At 64.3% G+C, this 16,191-nt stretch carries 16 protein-coding genes; all 16 read left to right on the top strand.

The window, feature by feature from the left end; genetic code table 11:
* The first annotated feature begins 5 nt into the window (after positions 1-5).
* The 16 genes from flgA to FJ970_RS09765 all read left to right on the top strand — a co-directional run bounded on the left by flgA (position 6) and on the right by FJ970_RS09765 (position 16,182).
* A complete protein-coding gene (gene flgA / locus FJ970_RS09840; RefSeq protein WP_181178346.1) occupies positions 6-554 on the top strand; it encodes a flagellar basal body P-ring formation chaperone FlgA in 549 nt (182 codons plus the stop codon).
* A complete protein-coding gene (locus FJ970_RS09835; protein WP_140755918.1) occupies positions 551-1,792 on the top strand; it encodes a flagellar basal body P-ring protein FlgI in 1,242 nt (413 codons plus the stop codon). The genes flgA and FJ970_RS09835 overlap by 4 nt, the downstream gene beginning before the upstream one ends.
* A 3-nt stretch (positions 1,793-1,795) precedes the next feature.
* The gene (locus FJ970_RS09830; protein WP_140755920.1) at positions 1,796-2,383 is read left to right on the top strand and encodes a MotE family protein; all 588 of its coding nucleotides are present in this window, start codon (positions 1,796-1,798) and stop codon (positions 2,381-2,383) included.
* On the top strand, positions 2,380-3,087 hold the full coding sequence (gene flgH / locus FJ970_RS09825) for a flagellar basal body L-ring protein FlgH (protein ID WP_140755922.1): 708 nt from the start codon (positions 2,380-2,382) through the stop codon (positions 3,085-3,087). The genes FJ970_RS09830 and flgH overlap by 4 nt, the downstream gene beginning before the upstream one ends.
* A 35-nt stretch (positions 3,088-3,122) precedes the next feature.
* On the top strand, positions 3,123-3,614 hold the full coding sequence (locus FJ970_RS09820) for a flagellar basal body-associated FliL family protein (protein WP_140755924.1): 492 nt from the start codon (positions 3,123-3,125) through the stop codon (positions 3,612-3,614).
* Positions 3,611-4,342 (top strand): flagellar type III secretion system pore protein FliP, encoded by a 732-nt coding sequence (fliP, locus tag FJ970_RS09815; RefSeq protein WP_140755926.1) that lies wholly within the window; start codon positions 3,611-3,613, stop codon positions 4,340-4,342. Before FJ970_RS09820 ends, fliP begins: the two co-directional genes overlap by 4 nt.
* Positions 4,343-4,584: 242 nt before the next feature.
* Positions 4,585-5,571: a flagellin gene (locus FJ970_RS09810; RefSeq protein ID WP_140755928.1), complete on the top strand. Its 987-nt coding sequence runs from the start codon at positions 4,585-4,587 to the stop codon at positions 5,569-5,571.
* A 277-nt stretch (positions 5,572-5,848) separates the two neighbouring features.
* Positions 5,849-6,919 (top strand): flagellin, encoded by a 1,071-nt coding sequence (locus tag FJ970_RS09805; protein ID WP_140755930.1) that lies wholly within the window; start codon positions 5,849-5,851, stop codon positions 6,917-6,919.
* A gap of 132 nt (positions 6,920-7,051) precedes the next feature.
* Complete coding sequence (gene fliF / locus FJ970_RS09800; RefSeq protein WP_140755932.1) at positions 7,052-8,701, top strand: flagellar basal-body MS-ring/collar protein FliF; 1,650 nt, start codon at positions 7,052-7,054, stop codon at positions 8,699-8,701.
* A gap of 3 nt (positions 8,702-8,704) precedes the next feature.
* A complete protein-coding gene (locus FJ970_RS09795; RefSeq protein ID WP_140755934.1) occupies positions 8,705-9,325 on the top strand; it encodes a hypothetical protein in 621 nt (206 codons plus the stop codon).
* The gene (locus FJ970_RS09790; protein ID WP_140755936.1) at positions 9,322-10,701 is read left to right on the top strand and encodes a MotB family protein; all 1,380 of its coding nucleotides are present in this window, start codon (positions 9,322-9,324) and stop codon (positions 10,699-10,701) included. Before FJ970_RS09795 ends, FJ970_RS09790 begins: the two co-directional genes overlap by 4 nt.
* The gene (locus FJ970_RS09785) at positions 10,698-12,071 is read left to right on the top strand and encodes a chemotaxis protein MotC (protein WP_140755938.1); all 1,374 of its coding nucleotides are present in this window, start codon (positions 10,698-10,700) and stop codon (positions 12,069-12,071) included. Before FJ970_RS09790 ends, FJ970_RS09785 begins: the two co-directional genes overlap by 4 nt.
* The gene (locus FJ970_RS09780; RefSeq protein WP_140755940.1) at positions 12,068-13,435 is read left to right on the top strand and encodes a flagellar hook-length control protein FliK; all 1,368 of its coding nucleotides are present in this window, start codon (positions 12,068-12,070) and stop codon (positions 13,433-13,435) included. The genes FJ970_RS09785 and FJ970_RS09780 overlap by 4 nt, the downstream gene beginning before the upstream one ends.
* Positions 13,365-13,952, top strand: coding sequence for a transglycosylase SLT domain-containing protein (locus tag FJ970_RS09775; protein ID WP_181178322.1), 588 nt, complete (start codon positions 13,365-13,367; stop codon positions 13,950-13,952). The genes FJ970_RS09780 and FJ970_RS09775 overlap by 71 nt, the downstream gene beginning before the upstream one ends.
* A gap of 222 nt (positions 13,953-14,174) precedes the next feature.
* Entirely contained in the window at positions 14,175-14,843 is a 669-nt protein-coding gene (locus FJ970_RS09770; RefSeq protein ID WP_015315897.1) for a response regulator transcription factor, read from the top strand.
* A 79-nt stretch (positions 14,844-14,922) separates the two neighbouring features.
* Positions 14,923-16,182: a flagellar hook protein FlgE gene (locus FJ970_RS09765; protein WP_140755942.1), complete on the top strand. Its 1,260-nt coding sequence runs from the start codon at positions 14,923-14,925 to the stop codon at positions 16,180-16,182.
* Positions 16,183-16,191 lie beyond the last annotated feature (9 nt).

Below are 16,191 nucleotides of genomic sequence, written 5' to 3'. Positions count from 1 at the left end.
GGATGATGGCCATGCCGATCTCCTGTTCAGCATTCCGCCGCGCCGCGCTGACCCTTGCGCTGGTGGCCGGCGGCATGCCGGCTTTCGCCCAGGAATCGACGAGTCAATCGGCAAGCCAATCGACGGGCCAATCGACCTCCCAGATCGCCAGCAACCAGCCTGCCGGCGAGGTCGTGCTGATCCCCAACCGCGTCATCTATCCCGGCGAGACGATCGAACTCGGCGCCCTGAAGCAGGTGACCCTCCTCCCCGGCAAGCACAAGCCGGATGCCGTGGCGACCCGTTCCGAGGAACTCCAGGGCAAGATTGCCAAGCGCACGCTGCTGCCGGGCCGCTATATTCCTTCCGCCGCCATCCGCGAGGCCTGGCTGGTCGAACAGGGTGCCGCCGTGCAGGTCTTCTTCGTCGCCGGCGGGCTGACGATAACGGCCACCGCCGTGACCTTGCAGCCGGGCTCGGCCGGCGACTTCATCAAGGTTCGCAACAGCGACAGCGGCAAGATCCTCTCCGGCACGGTGATGGCCGACGGCACCATCCAGGTCGGCGCTTCATGATGCGCCCATTTGCCCTTCTGCTCGCGGCGGCACTTGGCCTGCAGCCGGCGCTGGCCGATGGCTTGACGCCCAAGGCCAAGCGAGAGCTCGCCGCCAGGAGTGGCGGTGTCTACGACGATCCGGAATATGATCCGGCCACCACCACGCGCATGTTCCGCGTTTCGCCGGGGCCGAGTTCGCTGCCGCCAGGCCAGGTCGCCTCGCGCATCAAGGACATCGCGCAACTACAGAGCTCGCGCGACAACCAGCTCGTCGGCTACGGACTTGTCATCGGGCTGGCCGGATCCGGCGACAGCCTGCGCAATTCGCCGTTCACTGAACAATCGATCCGTGCCATGCTCGAAAATCTCGGCATCGCCACCGAAGGCGGCAGCGCGCGCGCCAAGAATGTCGCCGCCGTCATCGTCACCGCCAACATGCCGCCCTATGTGCAATCGGGCGCCCGCATCGACATCGATGTTTCGTCAATGGGCGACGCCACATCGCTTGCCGGCGGCACGCTGATCATGACGCCGCTGAAGGCGGCGGACGGCGAGATATACGCCGTCGGCCAGGGCGCGGTCATCGTTTCCGGTTTCACCGCCCAGGGTCAGGCCCAGCAATTGACGCAAGGCGTGCCGACCGCCGGCCGCGTGCCGAACGGGGCCATAGTCGAGCGGCAGGTAAAGGCCGAGTTCGACGACCAGTCGACGCTGACGCTGCAATTGCGCAATCCCGATTTTTCGACCGCCATCCGCATCGCCGACGCGATCAACGACTACACTGCCCAGCGCTTCGGCATGCGCGTGGCGGCCGAGCGCGATTCCCGAACCGTGCAGATCAGGCGGCCGAAGAGCGTTTCGGCTGCCCGCTTCTATGCCGAGATCGAGAATCTGGTGGTCGAGTCCGACACGCCGGCCCGCGTCGTCATCGACGAGCGCACCGGCACCATCGTCATCGGCAACGACGTCAAGATCTCACGTGTCGCCATCAGTCACGGCACGCTGACGGTGCGCATCACGGAAGCGCCGCGCGTCGTGCAGCCCGAACCCTTCTCCAAGGGCGAAACCGCCGTCGAGCCGTTCACCGCCATCGATGCCAGCCGGCCCGACGCCCGCGTCGCCGTGCTCGACGGGCCCGACCTGCAAACCCTCGTTTCCGGCCTCAACCGTCTCGGCGTCAAGCCGGACGGGATCATTGCCATCCTGCAAGGCATCAAGTCGGCCGGCGCCCTGCAAGCCGATCTGGTTCTCCAATAGGCGATGCCGATGATGCTTTCCCTCTCACCCAACGAAAGACGCCGGGCTCGCGCCATCCTGTTCGCGGCCGCGGCTCTCGCGGCCGTGTCCGTCTTCGGCGGCCGCGCTCACGGCGAGGACGCGGTTCGCCAGGTTCTGCCCGGAGCACAGCCCGCCGTGGCGCCGCAGCAATTGACGCGCGAGAAAACGCCGGACCAGAGTGAGATCGAGCGCTTCTGCTCCAATATCGCCGACGCCGCCCGCGATCGCCGCTATGCCCTGCAGGCCGAGGAGTTGAAGCAGCTCCAGGCCGGCATCGACGAGCGCATGAAGGCGCTGGACGCAAAGAAGGCCGAATACGAGACCTGGCTGAAGCGGCGTGAAGTGTTCCTGGCCCGGGCCGAGGACGGCGTCGTCAAGATCTATGCCGGCATGAAGCCCGATGCGGCGGCCGAACGCTTGGCGATCGTCAACGCCGACCTCGCTGCGGCCATCCTGATGAAGCTCGATTCACGCAAGGCCAGCGTCATCCTCAACGAAATGGACCAGAAGGCGGCGGCGACGCTTACCGGCATCATGGCCAGCGCAGCCCGAAGGGTAGATCCGTCATGATCCGCAGAATGCTCATCCTGTGCGCGGTCGCAGCACTGTCCGGCTGCGGAACCAACCTCAAGGACGTCGGCAAGGAACCGGCATTGTCCCCGGTCGGCTCCGGCATAGATGTCGGCAACACCGGCTCGCTGTATAAATACCCGGAAACGCCGCGGCAGCCGGTAAAGAAGTTCTCGCTGTGGAACGACCGCCAGAGCCGACTGTTCACCGACCCGCGGGCGCTGTCGCAAGGCGACATCCTGACCGTCAAAATCAGCATCAACGACCGCGCCAACTTCAAGAACCAGAATGACAGAAGCCGCACCGCCAGTCGGCAGCTTGGCTATGACATCAGCGCGCAATGGGACAAGCTCAGCACCGCCGGCAAGGGCTCTGGAGCGCTCAACTCCCAGACGGACACGACCGCCGATGGTGAGATCAAGCGGTCGGAAACGCTTGAGCTCAATGTGGCAGCCATCGTCACCGATGTCTTGCCCAACGGCAATCTGATGATCACCGGGTCGCAGGAAGTGCGCGTCAATGCCGAGCTCCGGGTGCTGACCATCGCCGGCATCGTGCGCCCAGCCGATATCGGCGCCGAGAACACGATCCCCTACGAACGCATCGCCGAAGCGCGCATTTCCTACGGCGGACGCGGCCGCATCACCGAGATCCAGCAACCGGCCTATGGCCAGCAGGTCCTCGACCAGGTTCTTCCGTTCTAGTTCTTGGCCTTGTGGGGATTGGAGAGCAAAACACCGTGGCCAACGTCGAACAGGTTCAGCCTCGCAAGGGTCCTTCCCTTGCCATCCAAGGCGCCATGCTGCTCGTGGTGACGGCCGCCGCCATCGGCATGGGCTGGATGTCAGGCGGCTATCTCAAAGGCGTCGATGCACCACCATCGGTGCCGGCTGCGCCTGAAAATGAGGGCAAGGTCGCCCAGCCCGCCGCACAACAGCCGGGCACAGGCCCGACGCTGGTCGCACTGGCGCCGATCACCACCAATATCGCCTCGCCCGCGGATACATGGATCAGGATGGAAGTATCCGTGGTCTATGACGCGCCGCAGCCGCCGACCATGGCGGAGGACATTCAGCAGGATCTTCTGGCTTTCGTGCGTACCCTGAAGATGCACCAGATCGAAGGTGCCAGCGGCTACCAGCATCTGAAGGCCGACCTCGACGAACGCGCCTCCATCCGCAGTCAGGGGCACGTCAAACAGATTCTTATCAGGACATTGCTGCTCGAATGAGAAAATTCCTTCTTGCCGCGGTACTGATCGGTGCCGCCACCTCCGTCGCGGCGGCCCAGCAACTGGACCTTGGCGGCATCGGCAAAGCCGATGGCACCACCGTCGGCTACATCATTCAGATGTTCGGCCTGCTTACCGTCCTGTCGGTGGCGCCGGGCCTGCTGATCATGGTGACCAGTTTCACCCGTTTCGTCATCGCCTTCTCGATCCTGCGTGCCGGCATTGGCCTGCAATCGACACCGGCGAACCTCATCCTCATTTCGCTGTCGCTGTTCATGACCTTCTATGTCATGGCACCGACCTTCGATCAGGCGTGGAACACCGGCGTCAAGCCGCTGATGGACAACCAGATCAGCCAGACCGAGGCCTTCGAGAAGATCTCCGATCCGTTCCGCACCTTCATGCTGCACAATGTGCGCGACAAGGACTTCGATCTTTTCGCCGACCTCGCCCGCGAGCGCGGCCAGGTTGTTGCCAAGAAGACGGTCGACCTGCGCATCCTGGTGCCTGCCTTCATGATCTCCGAAATCCGGCGCGGTTTCGAGATCGGCTTCCTGATCGTGCTGCCATTCCTGGTCATCGACCTGATCGTGGCCACCATCACCATGGCGATGGGCATGATGATGCTCCCGCCCACGGTCGTGTCGCTGCCGTTCAAAATCCTGTTCTTCGTCCTGATCGACGGCTGGAACCTGCTCGTCGGGAGCCTGGTGCGCTCTTTCACCTGATCTCCCACGCTCGACATCAGGCACCGCTCGCCCGAGGAACCGGGTGGCGCGAGCATCATCGAATTTTCTCCGAATTATTTTCGATTAACCGTCCAGTTTAGTCCTTTGGTAGGGACTCGCCGCCATAGTCGCTCGCAGATGGCGGGTGACCCAAACGCAACGGTCATTGGCATGATGCCGCTCCGTCATACCGGACAAACCGGTATGCAAAAAACACCTGTAAAAACAAGGTACGAGTAGCCATGGCCAGTATCATGACCAACACCGCCGCGTTGACGGCGCTGCAGAGCCTTAATGCCACGCAGAACAGCCTCGCCACCACCCAGTCCCGCATTTCGACGGGCTATCGCGTCTCCCAGGCTTCGGACAACGCCGCCTACTGGTCGATCGCGACCACGATGCGCTCCGACAACCAGGCCATGTCCACCGTTTCGGACTCGCTCGGCCTCGGCGCCTCGAAGGTCGACACCGCCTACACCGGCATGAGCAGCGCGATCACCACCATCAACTCGATCCAGCAGAAGCTGACCGCATCCTACGGCCAGACCGACGCCTCCAAGGAAAAGACCCAGGTCGAAATCAAGGCGCTTCAGGATCAGTTGAAGGCCTACGCCGATGGCGCGACCTTCTCGGGCACCAACATGCTTTCGGTGTCGACGGCTTCGGGCACGGCAGCCGACGTCAAAGTGGTTTCGGCTTTCAACCGTAGCGCCGCCGGCGCTGTTTCGATTTCGACGATCGACGTCAATGTCGAAAGCATCAAGCTCTATGACGCCGGCGCCGCACCGACCGCCAAGGGCATTCTGGACACAGACCGCCTCGGCGCCACTGGCGCAGCGGTTACATCGGCCTCGGCCCCGACCCTGGGCGCTGCCGCAGCGGGCACCGACACCTATTCGGTCGCCAGCTTGGCCATCTTCTCGGGCACCACGGCCGCCAGCGACAGCCAGATCTCGCAGATGATGACGGTTGTCGACGCCGCGCTCAAGGACATGACGACCGCCGCCACCAAGCTCGGCGCCGCCAAGAGCTCCATCGACCTGCAGAAGACCTTCACCTCGAGCCTGATGGACTCCATCGATCGCGGCGTCGGCCAGCTCGTCGATGCCGACATGAACAAGGAATCGACCCGCCTCCAGGCGCTGCAGGTTCAGCAGCAGCTCGGCGTCCAGGCGCTGTCGATCGCCAACGGCTCCTCGCAGTCGATCCTGTCGCTCTTCCGCGGCTGATCACACTCAACCGGCTACATTAGACCGACGGGCCGCGCCAAAAGCGCGGCCCGTTTTGCGTTTGCTCCAGCCCCGCGCAACCCTCGTTCCTTAACCCTCCAAAGTCAGCTTTTAACAGGCCGTTAACCATAACGCGCTAGTCATGGTTAACCAATGACTTACAACGGATTGCCGAATCGGCCCGATCGGGGCGGCGGCAATCCACGGGCGGGTCGAGCGGCTCGCGAGGGCAACGCCGGTTTTTGAGAAGACCGGTCTGGAAAAAGGAGCGAGTTTCTTGGCGAGCATCATGACGAACGCTGCGGCGTTGACCGCACTTCAAAGCCTCAACGCCACCAACAAGTCGCTCGAGCAGACACAGGCCCGCATCTCGACGGGTTACCGCGTCTCTCAGGCCTCCGACAACGCCGCCTACTGGTCGATCGCCACGACGATGCGCTCCGACAACCAGGCGCTCTCGACCGTGCAGGACGCCCTCGGCCTCGGCGCCTCGAAAGTCGACACCGCCTATACCGGCATGAACAATGTTCTGACGTCGATCGGCCAGATCAAGACCAAGCTGCTTTCCACCGTCGGCCAGACGGACGCCGCCAAGGCAAAGACGCAGACCGAGATCACGGCGCTCCAGGCGCAGATGAAGTCCTTTGCCGATGCCGCCACCTTTTCGGGTTCGAATTACCTTTCGGTGACGTCCAAGCAGGTCGCCGCGCCGAATGATGGCGTCCAGGCCGACGCCAAGATCGTCTCGTCCTTCAACCGCTCATCCTCGGGCGCCATTTCGCTTGGAACGATCGACATCAATGTCGAGAGCACCAAGCTGTTCGATTCCGGCCTCGCCACCGACGTCAAGAACCAGGGCACGCTCGATCGCCAAACCTCTGTCTACTCGACAGCGGCGGCACAGAGCCAATATGACACCGCTTATGCGACCGCGCTCGCTGGCGGCGCCACGGACATTGCCGCCAACACCGCGGGCCAGGCCGCGGTAAGCCCGGCTGCCACGAAGATCGACAATGTCTCCGCCTACAATCTCGACATCACCGCGACGGGCGTGACCGACGACATCATCACCCAGATGATCGGCAAGATCGACAAGGTCATGGCCCAGTTGACCGACCAGGCCACCATTCTCGGTTCTGCCAAGAGCAGCATCGACCTGCAGAAGACCTTCACGCAGAGCCTGATGGATTCCATCGACCGCGGCGTCGGCCAGCTCGTCGATGCCGACATGAACAAGGAATCGACCCGCCTCCAGGCGCTGCAGGTGCAGCAGCAGCTTGGCATCCAGGCGCTGTCGATCGCCAACAGCTCCTCGCAGTCGATCCTGTCGCTGTTCAAGAACGGCTAGTCCAGCCTTAGCTGACGGGTTACTTCTACTTCGAATTCACGGGCCGCGCCGCAAGCGCGGCCCGATTTCATTTTCGCACAAGCTTCGAGGGCTAGTGTTCCGGCGGACAGTCATGCTGGGAGTCGCTCAATCGTGCCGGAACAGATCCAGAGCATCATCTCGAATCTCCGCGGCTTTGGCGTCAGGCGCCTGGCCATGCTGGCGGGCATCGCCGTCCTGGTGATGGGTGTCATCGGCATAGCCTCGGTCTACCTCAACCGACCGGCCTACGACACGCTCTATGTCGGACTCGACCGCTCCGACGTGAACCAGATCGGCCTGGTGCTGGGCGAGGCCGGCATCGGCTTCGACGTCGGCGCCGACGGAACCTCCGTGCTGGTGCCGGCCGGCACCACGGCGCAGGCACGCATGCTGCTTGCCGAGAAGGGCCTGCCGACCAGCGCCAATGCCGGCTACGAGCTGTTCGACAATGTCGGTGCGATGGGCCTCACCTCCTTCATGCAGCAGATCACCCGCGTGCGTGCGCTCGAAGGCGAGATCGCCCGCACCATCCAGTCCATATCAGGCATCAAGGCGGCACGCGTCCACATCGTCATGTCCGAGCGCGCCAATTTCCGCCGTGACGAACAGCAGCCTTCCGCCTCGGTCGTCATCCGTTACGCCGGCATCGACGCGGAGAAAAGCGCCATGTCGATCCGCCACCTCGTCGCCGCCGCCGTCCCCGGCCTGGCGGCCGACAAGGTGACGGTGCTCGATTCCAACGGCAATCTGCTGGCCGCCGGTGACGATCCCTCCAACACCAGTGCCGCCCGCACGCTCGGCGTCGAACAGACCGTCGAAGCGCAGATCGGCGACAACATCCGCCGCGCGCTGACGCCCTATCTCGGTCCCGACAATTTCCGTGCCAGCGTCAAGGCCGATGTCAACACGGACACCCGTCAAACGGAGGAGACCATCTTCGATCCGAATTCCCGTGTCGAACGTTCCGTGCAGTCGGTGCGCGCCAATGAGAACAGCAACCAGAAACAGGCTTCGACCCCCGCCAGTGTCGAGCAGAATCTGCCGGAGACCCAGGCTACCGCGACCGAGGGCCCGCAAACCTCGTCGGCGAACGACCGCAAGGAAGAGATCACCAACTACGAGATCAACTCCAAGAAGATCGCCACCGTCTCCAACGGCTATACCGTGACCAAGATGTCGATTGCCGTCGTCGTCAACCAGGACCGGCTGAAGACGATCCTGGGCAAGGACGCGACACCGGAACAGATCGCCAAGCGTGTCGCCGACATCCAGAAGATGGTGAGCTCCGCCACCGGCTTCGACGACAAGCGCGGCGACGTCATCGACGTCTCGGCCGTCGAGTTCATAGACGGGCTGGACGGCGAGGCGGTGCCCCAGGCGGGAATGCTCGATTCCATCGGCCAGCATGCCGGCACGCTGATCAATGCCGGCGCCATCATCGTCGTGGTGTTCCTGGTCGCCTTCTTCGGCTTGCGGCCGATGGCGGCCGCGTTGACGGCAAAGGCGACGCCCGCCATAGCAGGCCCCAATTTCGATGAAGTCCAGCGCTCTCTGCCGACGCCGGAGGCAGCCGCTTCCGCCGATGCGGGTGCGCCCATCGGTGCCCTGCCCGGCACCCGTGCCGGCGCCACCCCGCTCGACGATCTGCGCCAGAAGATCAGGCCGGCCCCGCAGGAGCGGCTTGCCCGCATGGTCGACATCAACGAGGAACGCACCGCGCAGATCCTGCGCAAATGGGCGGCCCAGGAAGTCGCGGCCTAGACCATGCCCTCAGCAGCCCTCTTCGATCTTCTCCCGGATTTCGGCACCCGCGCGCAACGTGCCCGCCAGCCCCAGGCCGCCGCCGAGCAAAAGCCCGACGCGGCTGCACCGCCGGCCGATATCGGTACGCTGATCGCCGAAGCGGTTGCCCAGGCGGAGGCAACGCTCGGCGAACGGCTTGCCGCGGCCCATGAGGCAGCGCTGGAAGCGGAACGCCAGGCAAATGTCGAGGAAGCGAAGGCCTTTCTCGACAGCTTCGGTGGCGATGTCGGCAAGGCGGTCTCGTCGCGGCTCGACGCCATGGAGGCGCGCGTGACGGATCTTGTCGGCGCCACGGTCGCCCGCATCATCGGCGGCGTTGTCAGCGACGATCTGCGGAAGCGCTCGCTTGAAGCGCTCGCCGGCGCGGTCCGCGACGCCGTTGGAGATGGCGAAGCCGTGCGCATCGCCGTCCGCGGGCCGCTCCCGCTGTTCGAAACGCTGAAGGCATCGCTTGGGCCGCGCGCCGAAAATCTCGACTTCATCGAGGCGCCCGGCTTCGACCTGACGGTCACCATCGACGAAGCCGTGTTCGAGACGCGCATGGCCGAATGGTCGGCAGCACTTTCCGAGGTGTTGTCATGAGCGTCGCCGATGCCGATCATGGTAGGCACGAGATCATCATCGTGCGGCGCGGGCATGACGACCACGACGAAGGTCACCATGGCGGCGTCTGGAAGATCGCCTTCGCCGACTTCATGACCGCCATGATGTGCTTCTTCCTGGTCATGTGGCTGATCAATGCCGCCAACGAACAGACCAAGGCGGCCGTCGCCAGCTACTTCAACCCCGTCAAGCTGGTCGACCGCAATTCGAGCCGCAAAGGTCTGGAGGACCTTGGCGACGGGCCGCACGCGATCGGCACGACGGCGCAAAACCCGCAACAGGCGAAAGACAAGGCCGATCAGGGCGGCAATGGTGAGGCGGGTTCATCTGATCGCAAGCAGGACAAGCAAGAGCCAGAGCAGTCCCAACAGTCAGACGATCATCTGTTCGCCGACCCTTATGCGGTGCTCTCCGAGATTGCCACTGACACCGGCGTCATGCAAAATGTCAGCCAGAAAGGCGATGGCGGCGCGCAGAATTCCGGCCCGGCGACGGGCGCCTCGGGCGGCGCGTCCTACCGCGATCCCTTCGAGCCTGACTTCTGGTCGCAGCAGGTCGCCGTGCCGGGCGCCGAGGCCAGCGCCCAGCGTCCCCGGATCGAGGGCGATCCGCTCAAGTCCGGTGACAAGGCGGCCGAGACACAGGTCGCCAAGGTCAAGGCCGTGCCGCCGGCACCACCCATCAAGGACGCACCGCTCGAGCCCCTGGCCGGGGATGGCAAGGACGCCGCCGCGACAATTGTCAAGACCGGCGATGCCAAGACTGGCGATGCCAAGGCCGGCAACGCCGACGCTGGAGACGACAAGGCCGCGGATACGGCCAAGGCGGGCACGGCCGTCGCGAAGCAGGAGGCCACAAAACCCGAGGCGGCGGACAAGGCTCCGACCGCCGCCGCTGTGAAGGCGGCAGCCAACGTCAAGCAGCAGCTCGCCGATGCCTTCAAGCCCGGTGACAAGCTGCATGACGGTGTCTCGGTCGAAGCCACCGACAAGGGTGTCGTCATCTCCATCACCGATCAGCTCGACTTCGGCATGTTCGAGGTCGGGTCGGCGGTGCCGAGCCGTGAACTGGTGTTGGCGATGGAAAAGATCGGCCGCATCGTCAACGGCCAGAAAGGCACCATCAGCATCAACGGCCACACCGATGCGCGCCCTTTCCGCAGCGCCAGCTACGACAATTGGCGGCTGTCGACGGCGCGCGCGCACTCCGCCTACTACATGCTCGTGCGTGGCGGTGTCGATGAACGCCGCATCACCGAGGTTGCAGGCTTCGCGGATCGCCAGCCCAAGGATCCGGCAGACCCAATGTCGGCGGCCAACCGCCGCATCGAAATCCTGATGGCGACCGGCGGATGAAGCGGGCGGCGCTGACCAGCCGCCTGACGGGCCTGTTGCTGCTGCTGGCCGCGGCGTATCCGTCGGCGGGCTTCGCCCAGGATACGCTGCAGCCTTATCAGCTGGTACGCTCGTTGCAGCTTGTCCAGGACCGCATCGCGGCCGGCGACCACGCCGCGATGCCGATGCAGGCCAAGCTGCTCGAGATGACCGATGCGCGCTTGCGCGCGGCGGATGCCGACGATTTCAAGGATCCCAGGAATTTTCGCGCGCTCCTGGTCTACGGCATGAGCGGCGGCAATCCGGTGACCGTCGAGGCGGCCGTATCGCGCGCCGCCTCCGATCCACGGAACCTTGCCATAGCCAAGGGTGTGATCGACTATCTGAACGGCCGGCCCGGCCAGGCGATCGAAGCCCTGGGGCCGATCGACCCGATGGCCCTGCCGGGCGATCTCGGCGCGTTCCTCGCCTTGGTCAAAGGGTCGCTGCTTGCCACGGAACAGCCGGCGCTCGCGCTCACCCTGCTCGATGAGGCCAAGCTGCTCAGCCCCGGCACTCTGGTCGAGGAGGCGGCGTTGCGGCGCTCGGTCGGCATTGCCGTGACGCAAGGCGACGCGGCGCGGTTCGCGCTTGCCTCCACCCAATATGTCGAGCGCTATCTCTATTCGCCCTATGCCAGCCAGTTCGCCGACTCCTTCGTCTCCGGCGTCATCGCACTGCACATGTCGATCAGCCAGGACAAGCTTGTCGACATCACCTCTATGATGGATCCCGAGCGCGAGAAGGTGATCTATCTGCGCATCGCTCGCCGCGCTGCGATTGACGGCATGAGCGACTTGTCGGCCTTCGCCTCGGCACGGGCCGAACAGGGTCGCGACGGCAACACCAATCAGGGCGATCCGCGCGCCCTGCTCTATTCCAGCCTGTCCACGGTGACCTCCGATACCATCGAGGATGTGCGCGCCAAACTGGGCAAGATCGACCGCAGCAAATTGTCGGATGGCGACCGCGCCTTGCTCGACGCGGCCCAGACCATCGCCGGCGAAGTGGTGGCGCCGCCTGCCTCCCCTCCGGCCGCAGATCCGGCGCCCGCCCCGGTCGCGCCATCGCCCGAACCCGAGATTGCGGCCGCGTCGCCCACCGATGCCGCCGGATTGCCGCCTGTCGAGGGCGCCGTCTCCGAACAGCCGGCCGTCGCGCCATCCCTGGAAGCGGCAGCGGCTGCGCCGAGCGCACCCACGCCCGCAACCGACGCGGCAACCGTCCTGCCGGCATCTGCACCGGCGACCTCGGCCAGCGCCGACACCACAGACCCGACCGACGCCGCCATGACGAAAACCCGTCGACAGCTAGACCTGATCGACCAGATGCTTGGAGCCGCCCCGAAATGACCCCCAGCCTCGGCCCGGCCCTGCCAGGATTTACCGCCGCGCGCACGGCCGAGCAGCCGGCCGCGTCTGGAAAGAAGGACGACGCCAGCTTCGGCGAGATGGTGCACGGCGGTGCGAACCCTACTCATTCGGAAAAGCAGCCACCGGCCGAGGCAGGCTCTCGCGATCCGCGTTGGAGCAGACTTGCTGCGGACCTTGCTGCAAAGGAAGGCAAGGACGAGCCGATGCCCACGGGCAAGACAAGGACCACGCCAAGCGGATCGTCTGCCGCGAAATCCATGAAGGACGGCAAGGACGCCAGGGCGGACAAGGATGCCGATGCCGACGCGCCGGTCGCCGAACCGGGCGCGACGGCGCTCGACGAGCATCTGTCGCTGCTGATGGCGTTTCATGACCTGCGCCATTTCTCGACATCGGCCAAATCGGCCGACCCGAGCGAAGCAGGACAGGGCGCGGCTGTCGTTGGACAGCTTCCGCCGAAGGCCTATCGGCAGAAATCCGCCGCTGACGGTCTCGAACCCATATCCAAGCCTGAGCGGGTATCGCTCGTCGACGGACCGTTGACCAAACTCGACGGTCAGTTCGTCCGCGACACCCCCGTCGCGCCGAAACACGACAATACCATCGCGGCCGGCCCCCTGCCCGAGGCGCCCGCGGAGGTGCCGGGCGTGAAGACGGAACACGCGCCGCCGCAGCTGAAATCCATCGCCGACCTTCAGTCCTCATTGCGGTCCGAGCCGGGAAGACAACAGTCGGCGGCGGCACGCATCGACGTGGTTTCCGAACGCAGCTTTCCCGCGCCGCCGCAGGCGCCGATGAGCCAGGCAGCCCTCAACGTGATCGGCGCCATTTCAGCCGATGGCGGCCCGAACCAGGCGCTTTCCACGGCTTCCGCGACCGCTCAACTGACGGCCTCTGTTGCCGTTCCGACACATGTGTTGAAGATCGAACTTCACCCGGCCGAACTGGGTATGGTCACCGCCCATCTTCGGCTCTCTGGAGAACAACTGTCGATTGAATTGAAGCCCGAAACACACGATGCCTATCGCCGGCTTTCCAGCGACAGCGAGGCGATCGGCAAGTCGCTGCGCGGACTGGGCTTCGAGGTTGATAAGGTCACCATCCTGCAACCTTCGGTAGCAGCTCCCTCTGCAACCCGGACGGATACAACCGCCTCCGTCAGCGCTGCACCGGGCCGCGATCCATCATCCTTCCAGCCTGGAAATTCCGGCGGCGGCAATAGCGGAGCCGGCGGCCAGCAGTCGGGTCAGCAATCCGCAAGGGGTAACCATCATGAAGCGCAAGCACACGGCCGCGCCGCTTCGCCTTCTCGCGAGCGCGTTGGCGGCGATATCTTTATCTAGCCTCGCGAGCAGCGCTGGCGCCGCCACCAATCCTTGCGAACCCGAGATCCTGCGTGCCGCCGACCGCTATGGCGTGCCCGCCGGTATCCTCTATGCCGTCGGGTTGACGGAAACCGGCAACAAAGGCAGTCTTCAGCCCAACGCATTGAATATAGAGGGGAAAGCAGTCTTCCCGACAAGCCGGACCGAAGCCCTTGCCGCCTTCGCCAACGCCCAGCGCGAGGGCAAGACGCTGATCGATCTCGGCTGCATGCAGATCAACCATCACTACCATGCCTCGCATTTCCGCAGCGTCGAGGACATGCTCGACCCACGCCAGAACGTCGACTACGCGGCCCGCTTCCTGGCCAGCCTCCATGCCCGCCACGAGACGTGGTCGATGGCCGTCGCCCGCTATCATGCCGGTCCCGACAACGATCCGGCGCAGAAGGTCTATGTCTGCAGGGTGATCGCCAACATGGTGGCCACCGGCTTTGGCAAATGGACCGCGAACGCCCGCGCCTTCTGCAACCCCTAAGCGCATTTTCTCCTGCTAATACATCGATCCCCTGACACGAAGCGGGTAGTACGACTTCGTCACGAGTTGGACCGGTAAGCATATCTGGCGGCATGCTAATGCAACCGATGCGATTCCAGACTCCCAAGAAACTAGTTACAAGAAATGATGGTTGTTCAGGATTCCCGCCAGCGGATACGCCTTTCCCCACGGGGCAGATGTGCTGATTCGGAGGCGGGGCCGATGATCGTTATCGTTGACGAGCGAGAGCTCGTGACAGAGGGCTATAATTCACTTTTCGACCGCGAGGGGATCGCCTGCGCCGGTTTCGCGCCGGGCGAATTCGGCGAGTGGGTCAACTCGGCCGCCGACACCGATCTGCGTTCGGTCCGGGCCTTCCTGATCGGCGACTGCCGTGACGGCGCGATCTCGCCGCGCCAGATCCGCGACCGCACCGGAGCTCCGGTCATTGCGCTCAGCGAGCAGCATTCGCTGGAAAACACGCTGCGGTTGTTCGAGAGTGGCGTCGACGACGTCATCCGCAAGCCGGTGCACATCCGCGAAATCCTGGCCCGCATCACCGCCATCCGCCGACGCGCCAGCGAGGACGTCGCCTATACCGAGATCGGCGCCATGCGCATCTTCATGGACGGCCGCGATCCCGAGATCGACGGCCAGCCGCTGCCCTTGCCGCGCCGTGAGCGCCGTATCCTGGAATATCTGGCGAGCAATCGCGGCCGCCGCGTCACCAAGACCCAGGTGTTCAACGCCATCTACGGCATCTTCGACGAAGAGGTCGAGGAGAACGTGGTGGAAAGCCACATCAGCAAGTTGCGCAAGAAACTGCGCGAGAAGCTCGGCACTGACCCGATCGATTCCAAGCGCTTCCTCGGCTACCGGCTCGTGTTCTGATGCGGCACCGCGCCAGCCTCGCGCAAGACAGGACGCGTAGCCTCGAAGCCAGCGGCATGGATATTGCGGAGACATCTCGATGAGCCTCTACGGAATGATGCGGACCGGCGTTTCCGGCATGAATGCCCAGGCAAACCGCCTGTCGACGACGGCCGACAACATCGCCAACTCCGACACCACCGGCTACAAGCGGTCTTCGGCCGAATTTTCGACGCTGATCATGCCGTCGACCGGCGGCGCCTATAATTCCGGCGGCGTCACCACGACGATCCGCCAGGCGGTGAGCGATCCGGGCGTGCTTCAATACACGACCTCGGTCTCCGACCTTGCCGTCAGCGGCGATGGCTTCTTTGTCGTCCAGGACCCGAGCGGCACGCCTTTCCTGACCCGCGCCGGCGCCTTCGTTCCCGATGCCCAGGGCCGGCTGGTCAATGCCGCCGGTTTCCAGCTGATGGCCTACAGCTATGCCAACGGCACGCCGGCGGCGACGGTCAACGGCTTCGAAGGTCTCGAGCCGGTTGTCATCTCCGACCAGGGACTGACCGCGACGCCGAGCACCCAGGGTAATTTCAGCGGCAATCTGCCGGCAGGTGCGACGCCGGTCGCCGCCGGCAACCTGCCCAGCACGAACTCGGCGGGCGCGCAGTACACTTCGAAATCGTCGATGGTCGCCTATGACAATCTCGGCAACAAGAAGCTGCTCGACGTCTATTTCACCAATACCGGTGCCGGCACCTGGGAGGTGGCGGTCTTCGACCAATCGAAGGCGACGGCCGGAACTGGCTTCCCCTACGCTACCGGCGGTGCCCTGGGCACGGCCAACCTGACCTTCGATACCACGACCGGCAAGCTCACCGGCACCCCGACCGACGTTTCATTCACAGTACCGGGCGGCGCCAGCCTCGACCTCGATCTGTCGAAGCTGACCCAGCTCGGCACCGGCTTCACCGTCTCCGACGCACAGGTCAACGGCAACGCGCCGAGCACCATCGACAAGGTGCAGATCAGCAAGGACGGCACCATCTACGCCCAGTACAAGGACGGCACCTCCAAGCCGCTCTACAAGATTCCGCTGGCCGACGTGCAGAGCCCCGACCAGCTCAAGGCGCTGCCTGGCAATGTCTACGCCCAAGGCACCGACTCCGGTGCGATCCGTGTCGGCTTTGCCAACGAAGGCAAGCTTGGTTCGATCATTTCCGGCGCACTCGAAAATTCCAACGTCGATATCGCGGAGGAATTGACCGACATGATCGCGGCTCAGCGCAGTTACACCGCCAATTCCAAAGTCTTCCAGACCGGGTCCGATCTGATGGACGTCCTCGTCAACCTGAAGAGATAAACCGGGCTC

The organism is Mesorhizobium sp. B2-1-8, assembly GCF_006442545.2.
Classification (GTDB): Bacteria; Pseudomonadota; Alphaproteobacteria; order Rhizobiales; family Rhizobiaceae; genus Mesorhizobium.
This window is presented reverse-complemented; position numbering and strand designations above follow the sequence as displayed.